This window comes from Stappia sediminis (assembly GCF_009826895.1).
GTDB classification, from domain to species: domain Bacteria; phylum Pseudomonadota; class Alphaproteobacteria; order Rhizobiales; family Stappiaceae; genus Hongsoonwoonella; species Hongsoonwoonella sediminis.
The window spans coordinates 410,167-429,037 of sequence record NZ_WUMV01000003.1; the positions used below are offsets into that span (position 1 = coordinate 410,167).

Here is an 18,871-nt window from a genome sequence, read left to right on the forward strand (position 1 = left end):
CTGTGCCGATTTCTTGTCGATTGGATGATATCTCCCAATCGGAAAGCGCTCTAACTCTCAAAGTGTCCGCATGGCGTCCGCCAAACGGTCGATCTCTTCATCCGTCGTGAGGTAGCTGACGGATGCACGCGCGACCTCCGAAAATCCGCGCTCGGCCATTTCCACAGGGCAGTATGCAGCGGCGATCGAGGCGACGTTTATGTTTTTGCGCGCGAGCCTTTTGCGCAGTTCGGTGGCCGACAGTCTGCTCACCGAAAAGCTCACGAGGCCCGATTTCTCGCCTCCGAGGTCGAGCAGAGTAACGCCGGCGATCTGCGATAGTTCGGTCCGAAGCTTCTCCGATTTCGCTTTGATCCTGCTGCGTATGTCGGCAATGCCGATTTCGAGTGCCTGGCGGATAGCTTCGCCAAGGCCGATCTGCAGGGCGACGGGTTTTTCGGAGGTCTCGAAACGCCTTGCATCCTCCCGGAGCTTAGGCCCGCCTTCCTCCCACGGTGCCGAAAAAACGTCAGTGGTAACCGGATCCAGCGTGTCGAGAAAAGATTTGCGGATATAGAGGATCGCGGTTCCGCGCGGACCGCGGAGAAACTTGCGCCCGGTCCCCTTCAGGATATCGCAACCGATCGCGCCCACGTCGGCCTCAATCTGTCCGAGCGCTTGCCCGGCATCAACGAAATAGGGAACGCCGGCAGCGCGGGTTACCTCACCGATTTCGGCAACTGGATTGATCAAACCGCCGTTTGCGGGAAGCCAGGTCAGGGCGACCAGCTTAACCCGGTCATCAATCATCGTCGCCAACGCTTCAGGCGAGACGGTGCCGTCCTCACGGCATGGGACGTATTCCACGTTGGCGCCGGCTTTCTCGGCGGCACGCTTCATCATGGAAAGGTTGCCTCCCCATTCGTGCCGCGATGTCAGCAACCGGTCTCCGGGCTTCAGGTGTGGCAGTGCCGCAAACGCGGCGCCCCATCCTTGCGAACCGCTGCCGGTGAGCGCTATTTCCTGGGGCAATGCGTTCAAAAGCTGTGCTGCCGCATCCCGGGCCGCCTCTATATCCGCGGTCGCCAGATCACCGGCTTCGCTCGGGCCGATCGCGGCTTCCCGCTGCAGGTGGTCGACAATCTTTCCAAGAACCCGCTTGGAAGGCAGCGAGCACTTCGAATGATTGAAATGGCTTACATTTTCGACGCCGGGCGTATCCGCTCGCAATCGTTCGATATCGTCGTCGGTCAAGGCCATTTTCTTAGTTCCTGATAGCTACGATCGCGTCGATTTCCACCGCAACACCGCGCGGAAGCGATGCCACGGAAACGGTGGTTCGTGCGTGGCGGCCGCGTTCGCCGAATACGTCGACCATCAGATCGGAAGCGCCGTTCAGGATTTGCGGCTGAGCCGTAAAATCCGGTGTGGAATTGATGAAGCCACCGAGGCGAAGGATCCGCTCGACGCGTTCGATATCTCCGTCGACGGCCGCATCGATGTGAGCGATCACGTTCAGGGCTGAAAGTTCTGCGGCCTTGCGGCCTTCATCGGGCGAAACGTTTTCACCCAGCTTGCCGATGAATTTTGCCTCACCTTCATCCTGGCAGATCTGGCCGGAGATCAGCAGAAGGCCTCCATGACGAGTGGTCGGCACGTAATTGGCGGCCGGTGCCGAAGCCGAGAGGAGGCGATGGCCCAGGGATTCGAGCCGGGCGGCAATGGAACTTGGCATGGTCTTTCTCCAGGGAAACTCGGAGAGACCATATGGAAATTCATTTCATGCGACGAACGCGAAGTTTTCACGCAACGAATGAATCGAATTCATTCGTTGCGTTTCCAGCTTCCTTGAAAATCCATTCGGCGAATGCGGCGGTTTCGGGCGTCGGTTCGCCGTTCGTTACGATCCAGTGTCCGATCTTCCCGCCAAAAGTCATGTCTGGAAAGGGCTCGACAAGCCTGCCTTTTCGGATCCGATCGCCAATTAGCCAGCGTCGCCCCATTGCGACGCCAAGCCCGTCTTCCGCCGCCTGAAGAACGATGTTGTAGTCGTGAAGAAATCGCCTCTTTGCGCCGGTGAGATCAATTCCGGCGACCTCGCACCACGACGGCCATTCGAACGGCGTTTCGGAATGAGAGAGGAGCAGGGTGCAATCACCCAGGTGCTCGGGGGTCGGAGGGCTGCCGATAGCCGTTAGATAGGCCGGGCTGCATACCGGTGTGATTGTCTCCGCAGCGAGCAGCCGTGCATCAAGTCCTGTCCAGTCGCCTTGGCCGTATCGTATGGCGATATCGGCGTCTCCATGCTCCAGACGAGCAAAATCGACGGACGGGAGCAGCAAGACTTCGACCGCCGGGTGGAGGGCGCTGAACGCATGCAGACGCGGGACGAGCCAGTTGGTGGCAAAGGAGGACAGCAGTGCGACGCGGAGGGACTTGCGTGGCATGGCTGCGCGAGCGCGCGCTGTCGCAGCATCGATGTCGTCGAAAGCGGCCTTCAGCGAAGCGGCATAAGCGGTGCCGGCTTCGGTCAGGCTGAGCGCGCGCGTGTGGCGTTTGAACAGGGCTTCGCCGAGCTCGGTTTCGAGCCCGCGGACCTGATGGCTCACGGCGCTGGGGGTTACGGCCAGTTCGCGTGCCGCCAGCTTGAAACTCAAGTGCCGCGCGGCGGCCTCGAAGGCCCGCAAACTTTTGAGCGATGGAAGATTACGGCGTGTCATGCCGCAATATCGGCGGAGTTTATCGGGGCGGCAAGGACGAACGGCCATTGCATGGCCGTTCGTCCATTTCATTCCTCACCCGGCCTTCGGCGGCTCGACGAACCTCAAGCCGCCTGTCTTGATCCAGACTTTCGCGCCTTCCGGTCCGGCTTTCGCAGCGGCTTTGGCGCCGATGGGCACCCGGAGCCAGGAATGGCGGCGGAAGGTTTCTCCGCTTTCCTCAAAGCCGCCGCCGAGCACGAAGAGTTCCGCGCCCCCATCCGCCTCGACGGTGACATCCGCGCCCGGCTGCCAATGTTCCAGCCTTACGTCTTCACGGGCATCCTTGAAGAGGGGCGTAACCGAGACGCCGGTCCGCGCAGGATCGACAACGGAGCCGATCTTGTTCATGTCGATGCGGATGTGCGTGCGGTCTTGCGGGTCGAACTGCCAGAGCTTCACCATGATCGTGCAGCCCGGCTCGGAGCCTGGCGTATGTTTCGACTGAGGAGGGTTGCGAACATAGGAGCCGGCGGGAAAGTCCCCATGCTCATCCTGGAAAACTCCGTCCAGGACAATGAACTCTTCCCCGCCCGTGTGAACGTGGGCGGAGAATTTGCTGTTCGGGTCGTAACGCACGATCGTCGTTGCACGGGCGACCTCGTCGCCGATGCGGTCGAGCATGCGCCGGGAAACGCCCTTGATAGGCGAATCCTGCCATTTTATCTCGTCGGCGTGCATCGAGACGCGTTTCGAGAAATCGGCATTGAGTTCCATGGCGATTCTTTCCCTCTGCCTGATATGGCCCTATGCGGCGACGCTTGCGCTCGGGCGCGAGAAGACCTTCTGCTTCCAAGCGTTGAGATGCGTCAGTTCGGCGGGCGTTTCAACTTTGACGAAATCACAAAATGCGAAGCCCGCCATTCCGGTGATGTCGGCGATGCTGAATTCATTGCCGGCGAGAAAGGCGTTGTTCGCAAGATAGTCGTCCATCGCCTTCATGGTCTTGAGCACGACCGTCTTCTGGTATTCGCCCCATTCCTTGTTCTTGTGGGCGTAGTTCTGCGGACCGAGGCCGTCCGTCGCATGGTGGAAATAATGGGAAATCGCTTCCAGAAGCCCGGTTTCGATCTTGCGCTGACGCATATGGATGTAAGCGCGTTCCTTGGCGTTCTTGCCCGTCAAGGTCGGTTCGCCCGCGGAATGATCGAGGTACTCGGTAATAGCGCTGCTTTCGGAAATCTGCGTGCCGTCGTCCAGCTCCAGGACAGGCACGACGCCGGACGGGTTCTTCGCCAGGAACTCGGGCGTGCGATGTTCGCCGCCGAGTACGTCGACGTGAACGAACTCGACCTCATCGAACAGACCCTTTTCGTGCAGCGCGATACGAACGCGTGCCGGATTCGCAAAACCCTTGAACTCGTAGACTTTCATTTTCTTCTCCGTCCGTGACGTTCCCGATTTGAACAGCGAGCGCAGCCATCTTGGTGTCATTGGCTAACCTCCTGTAAGAATTAGAGAAAATACTATTTTGATTTTCTCTACCTATCGATAGGTAGATACAATGCGCAAACACAGGGTCTTGTCAATACCTATCAGGTGATAGATACCTTAGGCATGAGCGTGTCTGACTATTCCGGCCGGGCGGCGGAAATCCTGGATGTAGCCGAAGCGCGAATGCGTGAGGGCGGTTTCGAAGCGGTCAGTTTCCGCGATATTGCGGCTGCGATCGGGATCAAGAGTGCCAGTGTGCATTACCACTTCCCGCATAAGACCGATCTCGGTCATGCGGTGATCGAACGGTATCAGGCGCGTTTTGCCGAGCAGCTGGGCGCTCCTGACGACCCCGGCGAGAGTGTGGCCGAAAGGATCTCCCGCCTTTGCGGCGGCTATCACGATGCAACCTTGAAGGAAGGCAAGGTCTGCCTTGCCTGTGTGCTGGGGGGCGAGGCGCTCGACCTGCCGAAGGCGCTCGCGGACCGGATTTCGGTTTATTTCAGCTGGCTGATCGACTGGACGGAAAAAGCCATGACGCCCGGCGGCTCCGACCGACCGGTTGCAGACCTGAAGGCGGGGCAGGTGATTGCCAGCTTGCAGGGGGCGATGATCCTCGCGATTGCCACAAAACGACCGGAGCTTTTCCTGGAAACCGAATCCTGGCTCATGCGCACGGTAGGCGGTTCCGGACCTGCCGCTCCGCGCATGAGAAGCCTTTGAAACCTCGCCCTGGTTTCCGGCAAGCGCGTTACCAGGCGGATACCTGAATCTCGAATATCTATTTGAAACCAAGTTTACATCGTAAAGCTCATTGCCTAGCTCTCCGGCGGAACTACCCCTCGATTATTGGGAGAGCGACGATGAGCAATGACTATTCGCAAGTCCTGGAGGTTCTGGAAACCTATCTGGATGCCCTGCACCACACTGACGAAAAGCGTATCGCGGATGTTTTTCACGAAAGCGCGCTATATGCCATGTCGACCGATACAGGCGGCGTTATGACCCGCACGATGGATGAATACATTCCGGTCATCGCGAAGCGCGAGTCTCCGGCCAGCCGGGGCGAAGAAAAAGTCGCCACGATCCATTCGATCGAGTTCGGCGGCCCGAATACCGCATTCGCCCGCGTCAGTGGCGTGCTTGGTTCGACCGGCTATGTGGATCTGATTACGTTGATGAAAATCGACGGCAAGTGGCGCTTCTTGACGAAGATATTCCACACCGTCCCGGCTTGAAGCGGCGCGGCGTGGTTCAGGTGCCGGCTTGCGGGCCGGCATCTCGTTATTCGGCCGCCTCGGATTGAACTTTCGGCATCCGCCCTTCGTGCTTCAGTTTGTATCCGACGTTGACGATTGCCTCTATGGCGGGGATCAGCTCGCCGCCCAGTTCAGTGAGCGAATATTCCACCGAAGGCGGTGAAGTCGGCTTTACCTGCCGCGAAATAACGCCGCGCTCCTCGAGTTCCCGAAGGCGCTGGGTCAGGACCTTAGGCGAAATCGGGGGAATATCGATCTTGAGTTCGCTGAAGCGCCTCGGTCCCGCGCGCAGACTCCAGATCACGTTCGTGGTCCAGGCTCCGCCGATAATCGTCATGCACTCCGTTAGCGCACATTCCTGCGGCGGCTTCGGACTACGGTTCTTGCGGATCTTGAGCGACATTTTGGCTTTCCTTGCAGCCTGCGGACGCCGGCTTTCGAGTTACCTGCCGGAAACAGGAATCATGAATATCAGCCGCGTCTCGAGTTTACAATAGTTACTTGATATCCATAAGTGTATCAGGTGCCGCAGGTATGGCTTGGCGATACATGCCGCGCCTCCTCCAATCCGGCGCCAACCGAAATCGCAGAAGAGCTTTCACATGATCGAACTTTATACATGGACCACGGGAAACGGGCGCAAGCCTTCGATCGCCCTTGAGGAGATGGGTCTTGCCTATGAGATCCAAGGCGTCAATCTGACGAAGAACGACCAGTTCTCGCCTGAATTCACGTTGCTTTCCCCAAACAACAAGATCCCCGCGATCCGGGATCGCGATACGGGGCAGACGATTTTCGAGTCCGGCGCGATCTTGCTCTATCTTGCCGAGAAAAGCGGAAAGTTCGTTCCGAAGGATGATGCGGGCCGCTGGAATGTCATGCAGTGGCTTATGTGGCAGATGGGGGGTGTCGGGCCGATGTTCGGCCAGGCCATGCATTTTGTCCACTATAACCCTGGCGTGTCCGAATATGCGGCGAACCGCTATCTGACGGAGACAAAACGCCTTTATTCGGTGCTGGATCGGCGTCTCGGTGAAACGGCCTTTGCCGCGGGCGACGATTATTCGATCGCAGATATGGCGATTTGGCCCTGGGTTGCCCGCCACCCCATGCAGACGATCGACCTGAATGACTACCCGAACGTTCGCCGCTGGTACGCGGAGATCGCGGGGCGCCCCGCGGTTCAGCGAGGGTGGGCAATTCTCGGCGACACATCGCCAATACCGCTGCCGGGCTGAAGATCGCCGGATTGTGTTTCGATTCTCGACTCCGCATGCCGCATGTTGTGGCGGCGATAACGAGGGTTGATATGGACGCACTATCGATACGCCCGTTTCAGCGCCCGGATGCGGAAGACGTTCGGGCGCTCTTCATTTCCGTCAACAGGGAGCTTGCCCCATCCGACAAACGGGACGCATTCGAACGCTATATCGAATTGTCCTTGGCTGAGGAAATCGACCGTATCGAAGACTATTATGGAGAGCGAAAGGGCAGTTTCTGGGTCGTAAATTGCGGTGGGAAACTTGCGGGTTTTTACGGGCTGGAGCCTGCCGGAGCCGGCGAAATGGAACTTCGCCGCATGTATCTTGCGCCGCAGTATCGTGGTGGCGGGCTGGCGATGCGGATGATCTCGCATGCCGAGGATGTGGTTCGAACGAAGGGGTACGATCGCCTCGTGCTAAGCACTTCTGAATTGCAGCAGGCGGCGCTGAAATTCTATGAAAAAGCCGGATACAGCCTTGCAAGGGAAGAGGTTGCCGATGCCGCGAACAACAAGACGGTCGGCGGCGGTATCAGGCGCTATCATTTCCTGAAGGATTTGCGTTAGCGGTTGTCGCCGGCCCGTTCATCCAATCCATTGCCGCCCCCGACGGCCGCTTCCAGCATCCGGCTGACCTGCAAGCGGCAACTCTCCGCCATCTGCTCGTTGAGGCCCGTAGCGTCGAGCACCTGCAGGCCGAGATAATTCACCACGAGCGATTTCGCGGTTTCATCGAGAACATCCGGATCGATATTCGGCCTGTCCCCTTCCAGCGCCAGGCGGAAACCCTGTTCAAGGCGCTGCACCATCGCGTTAACGCGCTCCTCGATTTCAGGATCGTGCGGCGCCCTGTCCACGGCGGCATTGCAAAGGAAACAGCCGCTTCTGTCGGGCCGCTCGGCCAGCGCCTTGAACAAGGCCTCTATGCGTTCCCGTCCGCTGTCCGTGCCTGCCTTTTGCAGCATGGCGACGGTTTCCAACACCCTGGTGCGATTGTAGCGTTCCAGGGCGGCCAAATAGACGGCACGTTTGTCGTGAAATGCCTTGTAGAACGAACCGCGTGAAATCCGCATTGCACCAAGAAGGTCCGGAAGTGTCGTCGCTTCGTATCCCTTCGACCAGAACACCCGCATCGCCATTTCAAGTGCGGCATCAATCTCGAATTGGCGCGGTCGACCCATGTGAATTCCCGATATTTGCAGGCGACTCCGGTGCGAAGGGTAAAGGACGTGTGTTTCGCTTCCCGTCCCGCCATCCAATGAAATTACAAGAATCCGGTAGGCGCGATGGGCGGCCGGGGGGCGAGCCAGCATACGAATTGGTACTACAAATCGAAATCACGCGCATGTGTTTTGTACCGAACGGTTCCTAAAGCTAGCTTGTGCCACGGATATGGCTGGATTGCACGGCCAATTCGGAACCGTTTGGTACACAATTACGGCATCGCGTTCGCTTTCGGGCGGGTTGGTGCCGTCGGAAAGGAACTCCAGATGAAGAACTTCATCCGCACCGGCCTGATCACGGCCGCTGCCGTCGCCGCTTTCACCGTCAACGCCTGGGCCGCCGGCTTCGACGTCAACGCAACTTCCACCGGCCTCGCCCTGCGCGGTGTCGATCCGGTTTCCTACTTCAAGGCCGGTGAGCCGCAGGACGGCCGCACGGACATCACCTCCGTCTACAACGGCGCTGTCTACCGTTTCGCCAGCAAGGACAACAAGGCAACGTTCGACGCCGACCCGGCCAAGTACGCTCCGCAGTACGGCGGCTACTGCGCCTATGGTCTGTCGCTCGGCCTGAAGTTCGACGGTGACCCGCGTCTCTGGAAGATCGTCGACGGCAAGCTCTACCTGAACCTCAACGAGCAGGTCGTCAAGCTGTGGAACGAAGACATTCCGGGCAAGATCACCGACGCTAACAACCACTGGGTCAACGTCGAAGACGCCGACCCGGCCGAACTGCTGAAGAAGTAATAATCGCGCTACAGGATCTTTGATCCTGCGATTTCACGACCGTCCGCCGGGCAACTGGCGGGCGGTTTTTTCATCGTAATTCCAGCTGGCCGGGACTGTGCTCTCATGAGCGCGGGCATCTTGCGTGCCAATAGGAAAAAACCGCCGAAAGGCGGTTATTTTCAACGGAAACATCTGTATATTTTCGGGAAATTGGAGCGGGCGATGGGATTCGAACCCACGACCCCAACCTTGGCAAGGTTGTGCTCTACCCCTGAGCTACACCCGCACGCTCCCTTCGGCGAAGCGGTGTTTCCGTGCCGAAGTGGGCTGTATATGAACCAAGCCGCGTTCGAATGCAACCACCATTTTTCGCGAATTAGCGATCCGCTCGCGACTGTGGACGAACGGTGGACATTTTCGGGATGTCATGAATGCAGCGGCCGGTGCCGGGCTTGATGACCGCGGGCGGTAGCGGCTAAAACTCCCCGGTTTGCATGGCGGCGCGCATTCGAAGGTCGCCGCTCACTTGAAGGGCGAGGTTTGCGATATGCCGTCCACCAGGGAAGATCTCCTGGCCTTTCTGGCCGACTTGGGAATCAAGACGAACACAGTCGATCATGAGCCGGTTTTCACGGTTTCGGAATCCGCCGGTCTGCACGACGCGATTCCGGGCGGTCATACGAAGAACCTGTTCCTCAAGGACAAGAAGGGGCGCCTTTTCCTCGTCGTCCTGCTGCACGACGCGGAGGTGGATCTCAAGACGATCCACCAGAAGATTGGGGCGCAAGGGCGCGTATCCTTCGGAAAGGCGGATCTGTTGATGGAAGCGCTCGGCGTGGAACCTGGTTCCGTGACGCCTTTCGCACTTATAAACGACCGTGATGCGCACCGCGTAACGCCCCTCTTCGATGAGGCAATGATGCGCGAACCCCTCCTCAACTATCATCCGCTGCGCAACGATGCGACGACGGCGATCTCGAACGAGGACTTGCTGAAATTCGCCCGTGCCTGCGGCCACGATCCTCTCGTGATCGCCGTTAGTCATTCGCAGTCGTGATGGAAAAGGCTCCGGTTTGTATTTCTCCCTGTTTCGCCCCATGTTAGGCCTTGAACAAATCGCCGCATGAAACGACATGCGCGCCCATTCTCGAATTCACGGGACAAAACAGAAGATGAGCGGTCAGGGCTTTTCAGTGAGCGGCACCCTTGGCGGGACCCTTGGCAACGGCGGCATGAACGGAGGCGGCTCCGGTTCGAACGGCGGAGGCGGCGGCGATCTGGTCCGCGATGTCACGACGCAGACATTCATGCAGGATGTCATCGAGGCATCGCATACCCGCCCGGTTCTCGTCGACTTCTGGGCGCCTTGGTGCGGACCGTGCCGGCAATTGACGCCGACGCTGGAAAAGGCGGTGAGCGACGCGAAGGGCGCGGTCGTTCTTGCCAAGATGAATATCGACGAGCATCCGGAGGTCGCGGGCCAGATGGGCATCCAGTCGATTCCCGCCGTCGTCGCGTTCAAGGATGGCCGTCCGGTCGATGCCTTCATGGGTGCCCAGCCGGAAAGCCAGGTGAAGAGCTTCATCGAAAAACTGGCGGGGCCGGTCGGACCATCCGATGCCGAGAAATTTCTGGAAGAAGCCGAGGCGGCACGCGCGGCTCGCGACTGGAGCCAGGCCGCGCAGCTTTACGGGGCGGTTCTTTCCATGGAAAACGAAAACCCGGCCGCACTGGCTGGGCTTGCCCAGTGCTACCTTGGCCTGGGTGATTTCGCGCGCGCCAAACAAACTCTCGAAATGGTTCCCGAAGCGGCTATCGATGATCCGAGCGTCGCAGCCGCTCGTGCGGCGATCCAATTGGCGGAACAAGCGGAATCCTTGGGAGATCTGGCCGAATTGCAGACGCGCGTGGAAGAGGAACCGTCCGATCATCAGGCGCGTTTCGACCTTGCCGTCGCCTTGAGCGCCCGCGGCGACAAGACCGGAGCAGTCGATCATCTGCTTGAGATCGTTCGCCGCGACAGGGAATGGAACGATGACGAGGCGCGTAAACAGCTCGTCCAGTTCTTCGATGCCTGGGGCGCAAAGGACCCGGCGACGAATTACGGACGGCGCAAATTGTCGTCCATCCTGTTTTCGTAAACGTATCAGGTGCTGAAGGCTTCGCTGGGCCCGAGACCGGGCCGGCGCCAACCGCACCTTGAGGAGAGTTCGATGCTTGCGGGCAATGCCAGCTTCGAAAAGCCGGCGGATCTTCCGCAGACGATTCCGTTGTTTCCGCTGATGGGAGCGCTGCTGCTCCCTCAGGGACAGATGCCGCTCAACATATTCGAGCCTCGCTACTTGGCGATGGTCGATGCGGCGCTTAAGGGCGATCGCATCATCGGAATGATCCAGCCGGACTACGACTTGGAGGGCGTGGAGAGTGTCGAGATACCGCCGTTGCGCAAGGTCGGGTGCGCGGGGAGGATCGTCGCTTTTCAGGAAACCGGCGATGGGCGCTATCTGATTACGCTCACGGGAATCGCGCGATTCGAGGTGGTGGAGGAGCTGAAATCGGTGACCCCGTTTCGGCTGGCATCGATATCGGCTGAGCGCTACGCCGACGATTTTCACTCTGGGCATGGCGAAAACCAGGTGGATCGGAGTGCGTTGATCAAGACGCTCGACGACTATCTTACCGCCAACGACCTGGAGGCGGATTGGGAAAGCATTCGAAGCGCGGGCACGGAAGTGCTTGTCAATGCCCTCTCGATGATGAGCCCTTACGGTCCGGCGGAAAAGCAAATGCTTCTTGAGGCTGAAGACCTCAAGGCACGAGCGGATGCACTCGTCGCTTTGACGGAAGTACACCTTGCACGCGGCGGCGACGATGGCGGGCGCCTGCAGTAGAAAACACTATCGGGAGTGGGTTTTCATGCCAGATAAAGGGTCCGGGCCGGAGGGCGCAGCGCCCAGGCCGATCGACAGGAAGCTTCTGGAGCTCCTCGTATGCCCGCTCACGAAGACGACGCTCGAGTATGACGAGGGGAAGCAGGAACTCGTCTCTCGCGCGGCCAAGCTCGCCTATCCGATCCGCGACGGCATTCCCATCATGCTGCCGGACGAAGCCCGCAAGCTTGAAGACGAGTGAGCTGGAAGGGCGCCGGCTTCAGAGCGCCGGCTCCTCGATTTCCCGGATCCTGCATGCGGCCCTTACAGTATTTGCCAGCAGGCAGGCGATCGTCATGGGGCCAACACCGCCGGGTACGGGCGTGATCGCTCCGGCAACCTCGGCCGCTTCCATGTAGGCGACATCTCCGACGAGCTTTGTCTTGCCTTCGCCCTTTTCGGGTGCCGCCACCCGGTTGATGCCGACGTCGATCACGGCAGCGCCCGGTTTGACCCAGTCGCCCCTCACCATTTCGGGCCGGCCGACGGCAGCAACGAGAATATCGGCTTGCCGGCAAAGGGCTGGAATATCCCTCGTGCGCGAATGCGCCATCGTCACGGTGCAGTTCTCGTTTTGCAGGAGGAGCGCCACCGGCTTGCCGACAAGGATCGAACGGCCAAGCACCACGGCGTTCATTCCGGAAAGGTCGTCTCCAAGGGCATCCTTGGTCAGGATCACGCAGCCCTGCGGCGTGCAGGGCACGAGACCGGACTTGCCAAGGACAATGCGTCCGGCGTTTTCGGGGTGCAGTCCATCTACATCCTTGGCCGGGTCTATGGCGAGCACGACAGCGTCGGAATCGATGTGGGCCGGCAAAGGCATCTGAACGAGGATCCCGTCGATGGACGGGTCTTCGTTGAGCGAACGAACGAGCGCGAGCAATTCGGCTTCAGGCGTATCGGCCGGCAGGCGATGTTCGATCGAGCGCATTCCGCATTCTTCCGTCTGGCGCACCTTGCTTGAGACATAGACCTGGCTTGCCGGGTCTTCTCCGACCAGAACGACTGCCAGTCCGGGTTCGAACCCGTGCGTGGCTTTGAGGGCCGCTACCGCGGATTTGACGGTTTCCCGGATCTTGGCTGCACGAGCTTTTCCATCGATGATTTTGGCGGTCATGCGTCGCTCCTGAAAGGTCATGTGCTTACGGCCTGAAGGCTTTGGAAGCCCGGGCCGAACGATGTGGCACCCTACTCAGCACGATCCTGCCAAGGCTGTCAGCGATGCGGCAATTTGTTGTGCATCTCCGTCAATGCGCAAGGTTTTGAACCGCGATGTCGATCCGCTTTCCAGGGCGACCGAAGACTTGGCAACGCCAAGAGCCTTGGCGACTACCGTGCAAACGGCTTTGTTGGCGGCGCCTTTGTCGGGAATCGCGCGCACACGCACGAGCACGACTTTTCGTCCATCGTCGAGCGTCTTGATCCCGTCGATCCCGTCCTTCGCAGCTTTCGGCGTGACGCGCAGGAACAGGCGTAATCCGTCGCCTGTTTCCTGCCACGGGCACGCGGATGAGATCGTCACGACCAGCTAGAAGACGTGCGGATAGACGTAGCGAATGATGACGTTCTGCGCGAGAAAGACGCCAAGCAACAGGACAATGGGCGACAGATCCAGCCCGCCGATCGCGGGGAGGACATTTCGTATCGGCCGCAACAGGGGCTCGGTCAGGGAATAGAGCGCCTGGCCGATCATCGAGACGACCTGATTTCGCGGGTTCACGACATTGAAGGCGTAGAGCCAGGAGAAGATTGCACTGGCGATGATGACCCAGACGTAGAGATCAAGCACCAGGAGAAGGACGTCGAGGATTGCACGCATAGACCGGGGAACTCCCGCAGGAAACAAGGCGAATTCGGTTGACCATTCATGTAGCGGTCGCGGGCCGCGCCTGCAAGCAGCGAGGGAAAATTCCTGCGTTCGCTGGTGCTGCCTCGTCAGGGAAATGTTTCCTTGACAGGAATGGCGGCACTCTCCTAAATGCCGCCACGCTTTGAGCGGGGCCGTAGCTCAGATGGGAGAGCGCTGCAATCGCACTGCAGAGGTCAGGGGTTCGATTCCCCTCGGCTCCACCAATTTTTCTGATTTCCATCACGTCATTGGTGTTGCTTAGATCGGCGTTCTCCGAGATCGCTGCAGGAATTCCCTTTCTCCGAATCTTCGGAATGTGGCTGGGCGCAATCCCGTTTGCTTCGATGCTCTTGGGAGTGGCCCGGGATATTTTCGCGTTGAAGTCAGGCTCGGCCGTGGTCTGCCGAATCAGCCAAACGTGAATGGCGATACGCATTTGTGACTGTTAGCTGACAAAAGAAAATTGCATTTCTTGGGCGCGATTCACCGTCCGTCCGAACGCGAAGATTTCATATCCGTGGGCTATAAGCTCAAGAGAATGCGTGTATATGCACATTATAAAACCAGGCCTCTGCATTGTGGCGATGCTGGCAATCAATGCCCTGCTCTACAGTGTCTCGACTGACGCCGATTGGGACCCGTCCGAGACGGGACCTTTCGAAACCGCGCAGGCGCTCGTGTTGCTTTTGACTGCCGGTTTATGGACCACGGCGTGGCGGCTTGCGAACAAAGGCACTTTCGGCCGGTTGCTTGGCATAGTGCTGGCTGGATTCGCTGTTTGGTTCGGCGGTCGCGAAATTGCCTGGGGCGGTATTTACGGCGTGCCTTTCGCCATAACGCGTGGCCTCGAAATCGTTATCGTCGCGGTCATTCTCGTCATGCTGTTCTGTCAGGCGCGCATCTGGTTCGCTCGCATTCCGGACCGGACACGGACGCTTTTGGTTTTCGCCCGTACATGGCGGTTTTTCTTTCTGGCGCTGGGGGCTGCCTCGGTATTGGTGGGCGACTTTCTCGACAAGAAGATACTTGCCTTGCAATACAGCCAGCACCTTGAAGAAATTTTCGAACTGTCGGGATGGCTGTGTTTTCTGGTGGCGGCCGCATGCCACGTGTCGATAACGGCCGGCCTTGGTGCCTTGCATGTCCGTGATCGCCGCGCGAACGGTGCGATGAAGGCCGCGGGCTTCTCTCCTTCCAGAGAGGCAAGTCCTTCAGAGGCCGGCCGCTAATCGCCGAACGCGCTTTCTGAAGTCCTTATTCGCTGTTTGGCGATGTTCAAGGGGCTTCGCCAACGCCTTCCAACGCGGCAACGTGTAACACAGGTGCTGCCTCGATCTCCTTTGCCCCCATCATTTCGGCGACATCTTCCAGCGCTTCGATGATCTGCCTGCGCCTTTCCGGTGAAAGTTCGCCGAAGCGGGCGGAAAAAGCGTGGTGAAGCAGGGGAGGCGCCGTCCTGAGCGCCTCTTTGCCGGCGCGCGTCAGGCTCGTATAGACCACCCGGCGGTCACGCGTGTCGCGCTTGCGTTCGACAAGGCTCTTTGCTTCCAGCTTGTCGAGGATTGTCACCACCGTTGCCGGTGAAAGGTTCGCGCCTTCGGCAAGGCGTTTGGATGTGATGGCCCCTTCGTCCTTGATCGTCTGCAGGATCACCACCTGCGGCACGGTGAGTCCCACCGTTTTCATGACCTGTTTCGACTGAATGTCGACCGCGCGCATGATACGCCGGATGGACCTCAGTACCGTGTTTAACTGCGCCTGCTCCGCCATGCGTTTCCAACCGGTTATTTGTTCGAGCTAATATTATTTGAACTCAAATCATTTGTGTTGTAAATACCGCGTGAGGCTGCATCCGCAGCCTTTTCCTTTGGTCAACCAACAACGGATTCATGTGCGGACTCTGCGGAGAAATCACCTTTGACGGCGCTTCGGCGTCCACATCGGCCCTTGAAGCGATGGCGGCGGAACTCGCGCCTCGCGGCCCGGACGGCGACGGAATTTTGCGGCGCGGCCGTATCGGCCTTGGGCATCGCCGGCTCAAGATCATCGACCTTTCGGATCATGCGCAGCAGCCGATGACGGACCCTCAACTCGGGCTCGACATCGTCTTCAACGGCTGCATCTACAACTACAAGGAATTGCGCGCGGAGCTCGAAGCCAAGGGCTACGATTTCTTTTCTCACGGCGATACGGAAGTCATCCTGAAGGCGCATCACGCCTGGGGCGAGGACGCACCGAAGAAGTTCCACGGCATGTTCGCCTATGCCGTTTATGAGCGCGACAGCGGCCGGTTTTTTCTGGCGCGTGACCGGTTCGGCATCAAACCGCTCTATTATTCCGAGCTGCCGGGCAGGTTGCGTTTCGCATCCACATTGCCGGCGATCGTGGCCGCCGGCGGCGTGGATACGTCGATCGACCTGGCGGCTCTCAACACCTACATGAGTTTTCATGCGGTTGTTCCTCCTCCCCGCACGATCCTCAACGGGGTGCGCAAGCTTCCGCCCGCCACGATCCGCCGGTACGAACCGGACGGCGCGTTTACGGATACGACCTACTGGCGTCTCGATTTCGCACGTTCGGCCGAGGAAGAAGAGCGCAGCTTCGAGGCCTGGACCGACAGCGTTCACGAAGCGCTGACGCTGGCTGTTGAACGGCGGATGGTCGCCGATGTCCCGGTGGGAGTGCTTCTGTCCGGGGGCGTCGATTCAAGCCTTATAGTCGGCCTGCTTGCCAACATGGGGCAGAAGGGCCTGAAGACCTTCTCCATCGGCTTTGAAGAGGCCAAGGGCGAAAAGGGCGACGAATTCACCTACTCTGATCTGATCGCGGAGCATTTCGGAACCGATCACCGGAAGATTTTCGTCCCTTCGAGCGAATTGATGGATGCCCTTCCGCGCACGATCGCGGCACAGTCCGAACCGATGGTCTCCTATGATAATGTCGGCTTTTTCCTTCTGTCACGCGAAGTGGCGAAACACGTGAAGGTCGTGCAGTCCGGCCAAGGCGCGGACGAGGTCTTCGCAGGATATCACTGGTATCCGAAGCTTGAAGGCTCGAACCGGCCGGTAGAGGATTATGCGGAGGCCTTTTTCGATCGCGACCATGAGAAAATGGGGCGTCACCTGGAGGCCCGCTGGCATGGTGGCGACGAGGCTCGAAAAGTGGTGACCGACCATTTCGCACTTTCCGGTGCCACCGATCCGGTCGACAAGGCCCTTCGTCTCGATACGCAGATCATGCTGGCTGACGATCCGGTCAAGCGCGTCGACAACATGACGATGGCCTGGGGGCTGGAAGCGCGCGTTCCCTTCCTCGATCATGAACTGGTGGAACTCGCAGCAAGGGTTCCGGCCCGGCACAAGCTGGCGGACGGCGGCAAAGGTGTGCTGAAAGCCGTTGCCCGGCGCGTCGTGCCCAAGGAGGTCATCGATCGTCCGAAGGGTTATTTCCCTGTGCCGGCTTTGAAATATCTCGACGGCCCTTACCTGGAAATGGCGCGAGATGCCTTAACGTCACAAAAAGCGCGCGAACGCGGGTTATTCCGAAAGGACTATCTTGACGCGATGTTCGACGACCCGGCGGCCTTCATCACGCCACTGCGCGGATCCGAACTGTGGCAATGCGCGTTGCTCGAATTGTGGATGCAGGCCCACGATCTCTGACCCAGGAGGCGCCGATGTCTACCCAGCAGAGCAAGAGGAACGAGCCGCACGCTCATTCCTATCGCCTGCGCAGGATGCGCAATCAAAGCCTCAAGCCGCCGATCGGCAAAGTCGGAGGCGAAGCAGGCGTCCCGTCGAATTTTTCGCTGGATGTCGGCTGGGGCCGCCTGCTTTTCGGCCAGACGTTCGAAAGTGCTGAAGAGATAGCGAAAACGCTGCGCGCGGAGACCCCGGGCGAACGTGACATCGCGTTTTACATTCGCGATCCGCATGTCGCCCTGGCGGCTGCGCCGCAACAATTGTTTCTCGATCCATCGCATACTTACCGGCTCGACCTTGCGACCTATCGCCCGGCGCACAAACCGGTCGAAGGTGTGATCATCCGCAGGCTTTGCACGCAGGCGGATGCGGAAGCGGTCAACCGCATCTACATCGCGCGCGGAATGGCGCCCGTCGCGCCCGAATTTTTCTGGAAGCGGCGCGACAGCCGGGTCATGACCTTCTTCGTGGCGGAGGATGAGGCGACGGGAGAAATCGTCGGCACCGTAACCGGTGTCGATCATGCGCGCGCCTTCGGGGATCCGGAACACGGTGCGTCGCTCTGGTGTCTGGCCGTCGACAGCCAGCAGGCGCGTTCGGGGACGGGAACGGCATTGGTGCGCCGCCTTGCCGACCTGTTCCAGGCGCGCGGTTGCGCCTATCTCGACCTGTCGGTGCTTCATGACAATGCGTCGGCCATCGGGCTATACGAAAAGCTTGGCTTCAGGCGCATTTCGGTTTTCGCGCTCAAGAAGAAGAACCCGATCAACGAGAAGCTTTTCATCGGCGAATTGCCGGAGGAAAAACTCAATCCTTATGCGCGCATCATCGTCGATGAGGCGAGGCGGCGTGGCGTCAATGTCGAGATCCTCGATGGCGAAGGCGGTTTCTTTCGCCTGAGCCACGGCGGCCGCCAGATTGCGTGCCGCGAAGCCTTGAGCGAACTCACGACGGCGGTTGCCATGAGTATTTGCGATGACAAGGTGGTTACGCGCCGCTTTGTCGAAAAGGCGGGCTTGCGTGTTCCCGAGCAGGCGGATGCGGAAGACCAGGATGCCTGGAAAAAGATCCTCGAAAAATCCGGTTCGGTTGTCGTCAAGCCCGCGCGCGGCGAACAGGGGCGCGGCATCGCGGTCGGCGTGAAGAACGAACTCGAAATCAAGCGTGCGATCCTGCGGGCCCGCGAGGTCTGCGACAGGGTCCTCGTCGAGGAACTGGTCGAAGGTCACGACATGCGCCTTGTCGTCATCGATTTCGAGGTGGTGGCGGTCGCCATGCGCAAGCCCGCGACTGTGGTCGGCGACGGAAAAAGCACCGTCGCCCATCTGATCGAGTTGCAGAGCCGGCGTCGCCGCGATGCGACCGGGGGCGAATCGCAGATCCCGATGGATGATGAAACGCGCCGCTGCGTGGCGGAAAAGGGCTATGGATTCGACAGTATCCTGGCCGAAGGCGTGAAGCTCGAAGTGCGCCGGACGGCTAATCTTCATACAGGCGGCACGATCCACGATGTGACGGATTTTACCCATCCCGATCTTATCGATGCCGCACAAAAGGCGGCCAGGGCGATTGACATACCCGTCGTAGGCATTGATTTCATGGTCAAGGATCCGTCCAAACCGGACTACGCATTCATAGAGGCCAACGAGCGGCCGGGGCTTGCCAACCATGAACCGCAACCGACGGCGGAACGCTTCATGGATCTCCTCTTTCCGCTGACGGTGGCCTACTCGTAAGAGGGGAGGCA

At 59.3% G+C, this 18,871-nt stretch carries 23 protein-coding genes and 2 tRNA genes; 13 read left to right on the plus strand and 12 right to left on the minus strand.

What is annotated here, in order from left to right:
• Positions 1-57 precede the first annotated feature (57 nt).
• From GR183_RS08750 to GR183_RS08770, 5 genes are all read right to left on the minus strand, one after another.
• Positions 58-1,239, minus strand: coding sequence for an aminotransferase class V-fold PLP-dependent enzyme (locus GR183_RS08750; protein WP_160775224.1), 1,182 nt, complete (start codon positions 1,237-1,239; stop codon positions 58-60).
• A gap of 4 nt (positions 1,240-1,243) precedes the next feature.
• Positions 1,244-1,714 carry a RidA family protein gene (locus GR183_RS08755; RefSeq protein ID WP_160775225.1) on the minus strand — a complete coding sequence of 157 codons (471 nt, stop codon included), beginning with the start codon at positions 1,712-1,714 and terminating at the stop codon, positions 1,244-1,246.
• A gap of 67 nt (positions 1,715-1,781) precedes the next feature.
• Positions 1,782-2,699 carry a transcriptional regulator GcvA gene (gene gcvA, locus GR183_RS08760; RefSeq protein ID WP_160775226.1) on the minus strand — a complete coding sequence of 306 codons (918 nt, stop codon included), beginning with the start codon at positions 2,697-2,699 and terminating at the stop codon, positions 1,782-1,784.
• Between the two features lie 75 nt (positions 2,700-2,774).
• The gene (locus tag GR183_RS08765; RefSeq protein WP_160775227.1) at positions 2,775-3,455 is read right to left on the minus strand and encodes a cupin domain-containing protein; all 681 of its coding nucleotides are present in this window, start codon (positions 3,453-3,455) and stop codon (positions 2,775-2,777) included.
• A 30-nt stretch (positions 3,456-3,485) separates the two neighbouring features.
• A complete protein-coding gene (locus GR183_RS08770; RefSeq protein ID WP_160775228.1) occupies positions 3,486-4,112 on the minus strand; it encodes a glutathione S-transferase family protein in 627 nt (208 codons plus the stop codon).
• 183 nt (positions 4,113-4,295) lie between these two features.
• On the opposite strand from GR183_RS08770, the gene GR183_RS08775 reads away from it, so the two are divergent.
• Entirely contained in the window at positions 4,296-4,895 is a 600-nt protein-coding gene (locus GR183_RS08775; RefSeq protein ID WP_160775229.1) for a TetR/AcrR family transcriptional regulator, read from the plus strand.
• A 140-nt stretch (positions 4,896-5,035) separates the two neighbouring features.
• Positions 5,036-5,410, plus strand: a complete 375-nt coding sequence (locus GR183_RS08780) for a nuclear transport factor 2 family protein (protein WP_160775230.1) — start codon at positions 5,036-5,038, stop codon at positions 5,408-5,410.
• Between the two features lie 46 nt (positions 5,411-5,456).
• On the opposite strand, the gene GR183_RS08785 is transcribed toward GR183_RS08780, so the two are convergent.
• A complete protein-coding gene (locus GR183_RS08785; protein ID WP_160775231.1) occupies positions 5,457-5,834 on the minus strand; it encodes a winged helix-turn-helix transcriptional regulator in 378 nt (125 codons plus the stop codon).
• Between the two features lie 199 nt (positions 5,835-6,033).
• Here GR183_RS08785 and GR183_RS08790 point away from each other — a divergent pair, with 199 nt between their 5' ends.
• Together GR183_RS08790 and GR183_RS08795 are read left to right on the plus strand one after the other, a co-directional pair.
• Positions 6,034-6,669, plus strand: a complete 636-nt coding sequence (locus GR183_RS08790; protein WP_160775232.1) for a glutathione binding-like protein — start codon at positions 6,034-6,036, stop codon at positions 6,667-6,669.
• A gap of 71 nt (positions 6,670-6,740) precedes the next feature.
• Complete coding sequence (locus tag GR183_RS08795) at positions 6,741-7,259, plus strand: GNAT family N-acetyltransferase (RefSeq protein WP_160775233.1); 519 nt, start codon at positions 6,741-6,743, stop codon at positions 7,257-7,259.
• On the opposite strand, the gene GR183_RS08800 is transcribed toward GR183_RS08795, so the two are convergent.
• Positions 7,256-7,873, minus strand: a complete 618-nt coding sequence (locus tag GR183_RS08800) for a TetR/AcrR family transcriptional regulator (RefSeq protein WP_160775234.1) — start codon at positions 7,871-7,873, stop codon at positions 7,256-7,258. The two genes, GR183_RS08795 and GR183_RS08800, sit on opposite strands and share 4 nt — an antisense overlap.
• A 309-nt stretch (positions 7,874-8,182) precedes the next feature.
• On the opposite strand from GR183_RS08800, the gene GR183_RS08805 reads away from it, so the two are divergent.
• A complete protein-coding gene (locus GR183_RS08805; protein ID WP_160775235.1) occupies positions 8,183-8,662 on the plus strand; it encodes a YHS domain-containing (seleno)protein in 480 nt (159 codons plus the stop codon).
• A 193-nt stretch (positions 8,663-8,855) separates the two neighbouring features.
• Here GR183_RS08805 and GR183_RS08810 read toward each other — a convergent pair.
• Positions 8,856-8,930, minus strand: a tRNA-Gly gene (locus GR183_RS08810).
• A gap of 261 nt (positions 8,931-9,191) precedes the next feature.
• On the opposite strand from GR183_RS08810, the gene GR183_RS08815 reads away from it, so the two are divergent.
• The 4 genes from GR183_RS08815 (at position 9,192) to GR183_RS08830 (ending at position 11,776) form a co-directional block, all read left to right on the plus strand.
• Positions 9,192-9,701 carry a prolyl-tRNA synthetase associated domain-containing protein gene (locus tag GR183_RS08815; protein WP_160775236.1) on the plus strand — a complete coding sequence of 170 codons (510 nt, stop codon included), beginning with the start codon at positions 9,192-9,194 and terminating at the stop codon, positions 9,699-9,701.
• A 115-nt stretch (positions 9,702-9,816) separates the two neighbouring features.
• Positions 9,817-10,785, plus strand: a complete 969-nt coding sequence (gene trxA / locus GR183_RS08820; RefSeq protein ID WP_160775237.1) for a thioredoxin — start codon at positions 9,817-9,819, stop codon at positions 10,783-10,785.
• Between the two features lie 72 nt (positions 10,786-10,857).
• Positions 10,858-11,535 carry an LON peptidase substrate-binding domain-containing protein gene (locus GR183_RS08825; protein WP_160775238.1) on the plus strand — a complete coding sequence of 226 codons (678 nt, stop codon included), beginning with the start codon at positions 10,858-10,860 and terminating at the stop codon, positions 11,533-11,535.
• 25 nt (positions 11,536-11,560) lie between these two features.
• Positions 11,561-11,776, plus strand: a complete 216-nt coding sequence (locus tag GR183_RS08830) for a Trm112 family protein (protein ID WP_160775239.1) — start codon at positions 11,561-11,563, stop codon at positions 11,774-11,776.
• 18 nt (positions 11,777-11,794) lie between these two features.
• Here the strand turns inward: GR183_RS08830 and folD are convergent, their stop codons facing one another.
• The 3 genes from folD to GR183_RS08845 form a co-directional block, all read right to left on the minus strand.
• On the minus strand, positions 11,795-12,691 hold the full coding sequence (folD, locus tag GR183_RS08835) for a bifunctional methylenetetrahydrofolate dehydrogenase/methenyltetrahydrofolate cyclohydrolase FolD (RefSeq protein ID WP_160775240.1): 897 nt from the start codon (positions 12,689-12,691) through the stop codon (positions 11,795-11,797).
• Between the two features lie 75 nt (positions 12,692-12,766).
• A complete protein-coding gene (locus tag GR183_RS08840) occupies positions 12,767-13,096 on the minus strand; it encodes a DUF167 family protein (RefSeq protein ID WP_312846803.1) in 330 nt (109 codons plus the stop codon).
• 6 nt (positions 13,097-13,102) lie between these two features.
• Complete coding sequence (locus GR183_RS08845; protein ID WP_160775241.1) at positions 13,103-13,393, minus strand: YggT family protein; 291 nt, start codon at positions 13,391-13,393, stop codon at positions 13,103-13,105.
• Between the two features lie 178 nt (positions 13,394-13,571).
• On the opposite strand from GR183_RS08845, the gene GR183_RS08850 reads away from it, so the two are divergent.
• Both GR183_RS08850 and GR183_RS08855 read left to right on the plus strand, forming a co-directional pair.
• Positions 13,572-13,647 (plus strand) — tRNA-Ala (locus tag GR183_RS08850).
• A gap of 318 nt (positions 13,648-13,965) precedes the next feature.
• A complete protein-coding gene (locus tag GR183_RS08855) occupies positions 13,966-14,652 on the plus strand; it encodes a hypothetical protein (protein ID WP_160775242.1) in 687 nt (228 codons plus the stop codon).
• A gap of 46 nt (positions 14,653-14,698) precedes the next feature.
• Here GR183_RS08855 and GR183_RS08860 read toward each other — a convergent pair whose 3' ends face one another.
• Positions 14,699-15,193, minus strand: a complete 495-nt coding sequence (locus tag GR183_RS08860) for a MarR family winged helix-turn-helix transcriptional regulator (RefSeq protein WP_160775243.1) — start codon at positions 15,191-15,193, stop codon at positions 14,699-14,701.
• A gap of 119 nt (positions 15,194-15,312) precedes the next feature.
• Between GR183_RS08860 and GR183_RS08865 the strand changes: the two genes are divergently transcribed.
• Complete coding sequence (locus tag GR183_RS08865) at positions 15,313-17,085, plus strand: N-acetylglutaminylglutamine amidotransferase (protein WP_160775244.1); 1,773 nt, start codon at positions 15,313-15,315, stop codon at positions 17,083-17,085.
• 14 nt (positions 17,086-17,099) lie between these two features.
• A complete protein-coding gene (gene ngg, locus GR183_RS08870; RefSeq protein ID WP_160775245.1) occupies positions 17,100-18,860 on the plus strand; it encodes an N-acetylglutaminylglutamine synthetase in 1,761 nt (586 codons plus the stop codon).
• Positions 18,861-18,871 lie beyond the last annotated feature (11 nt).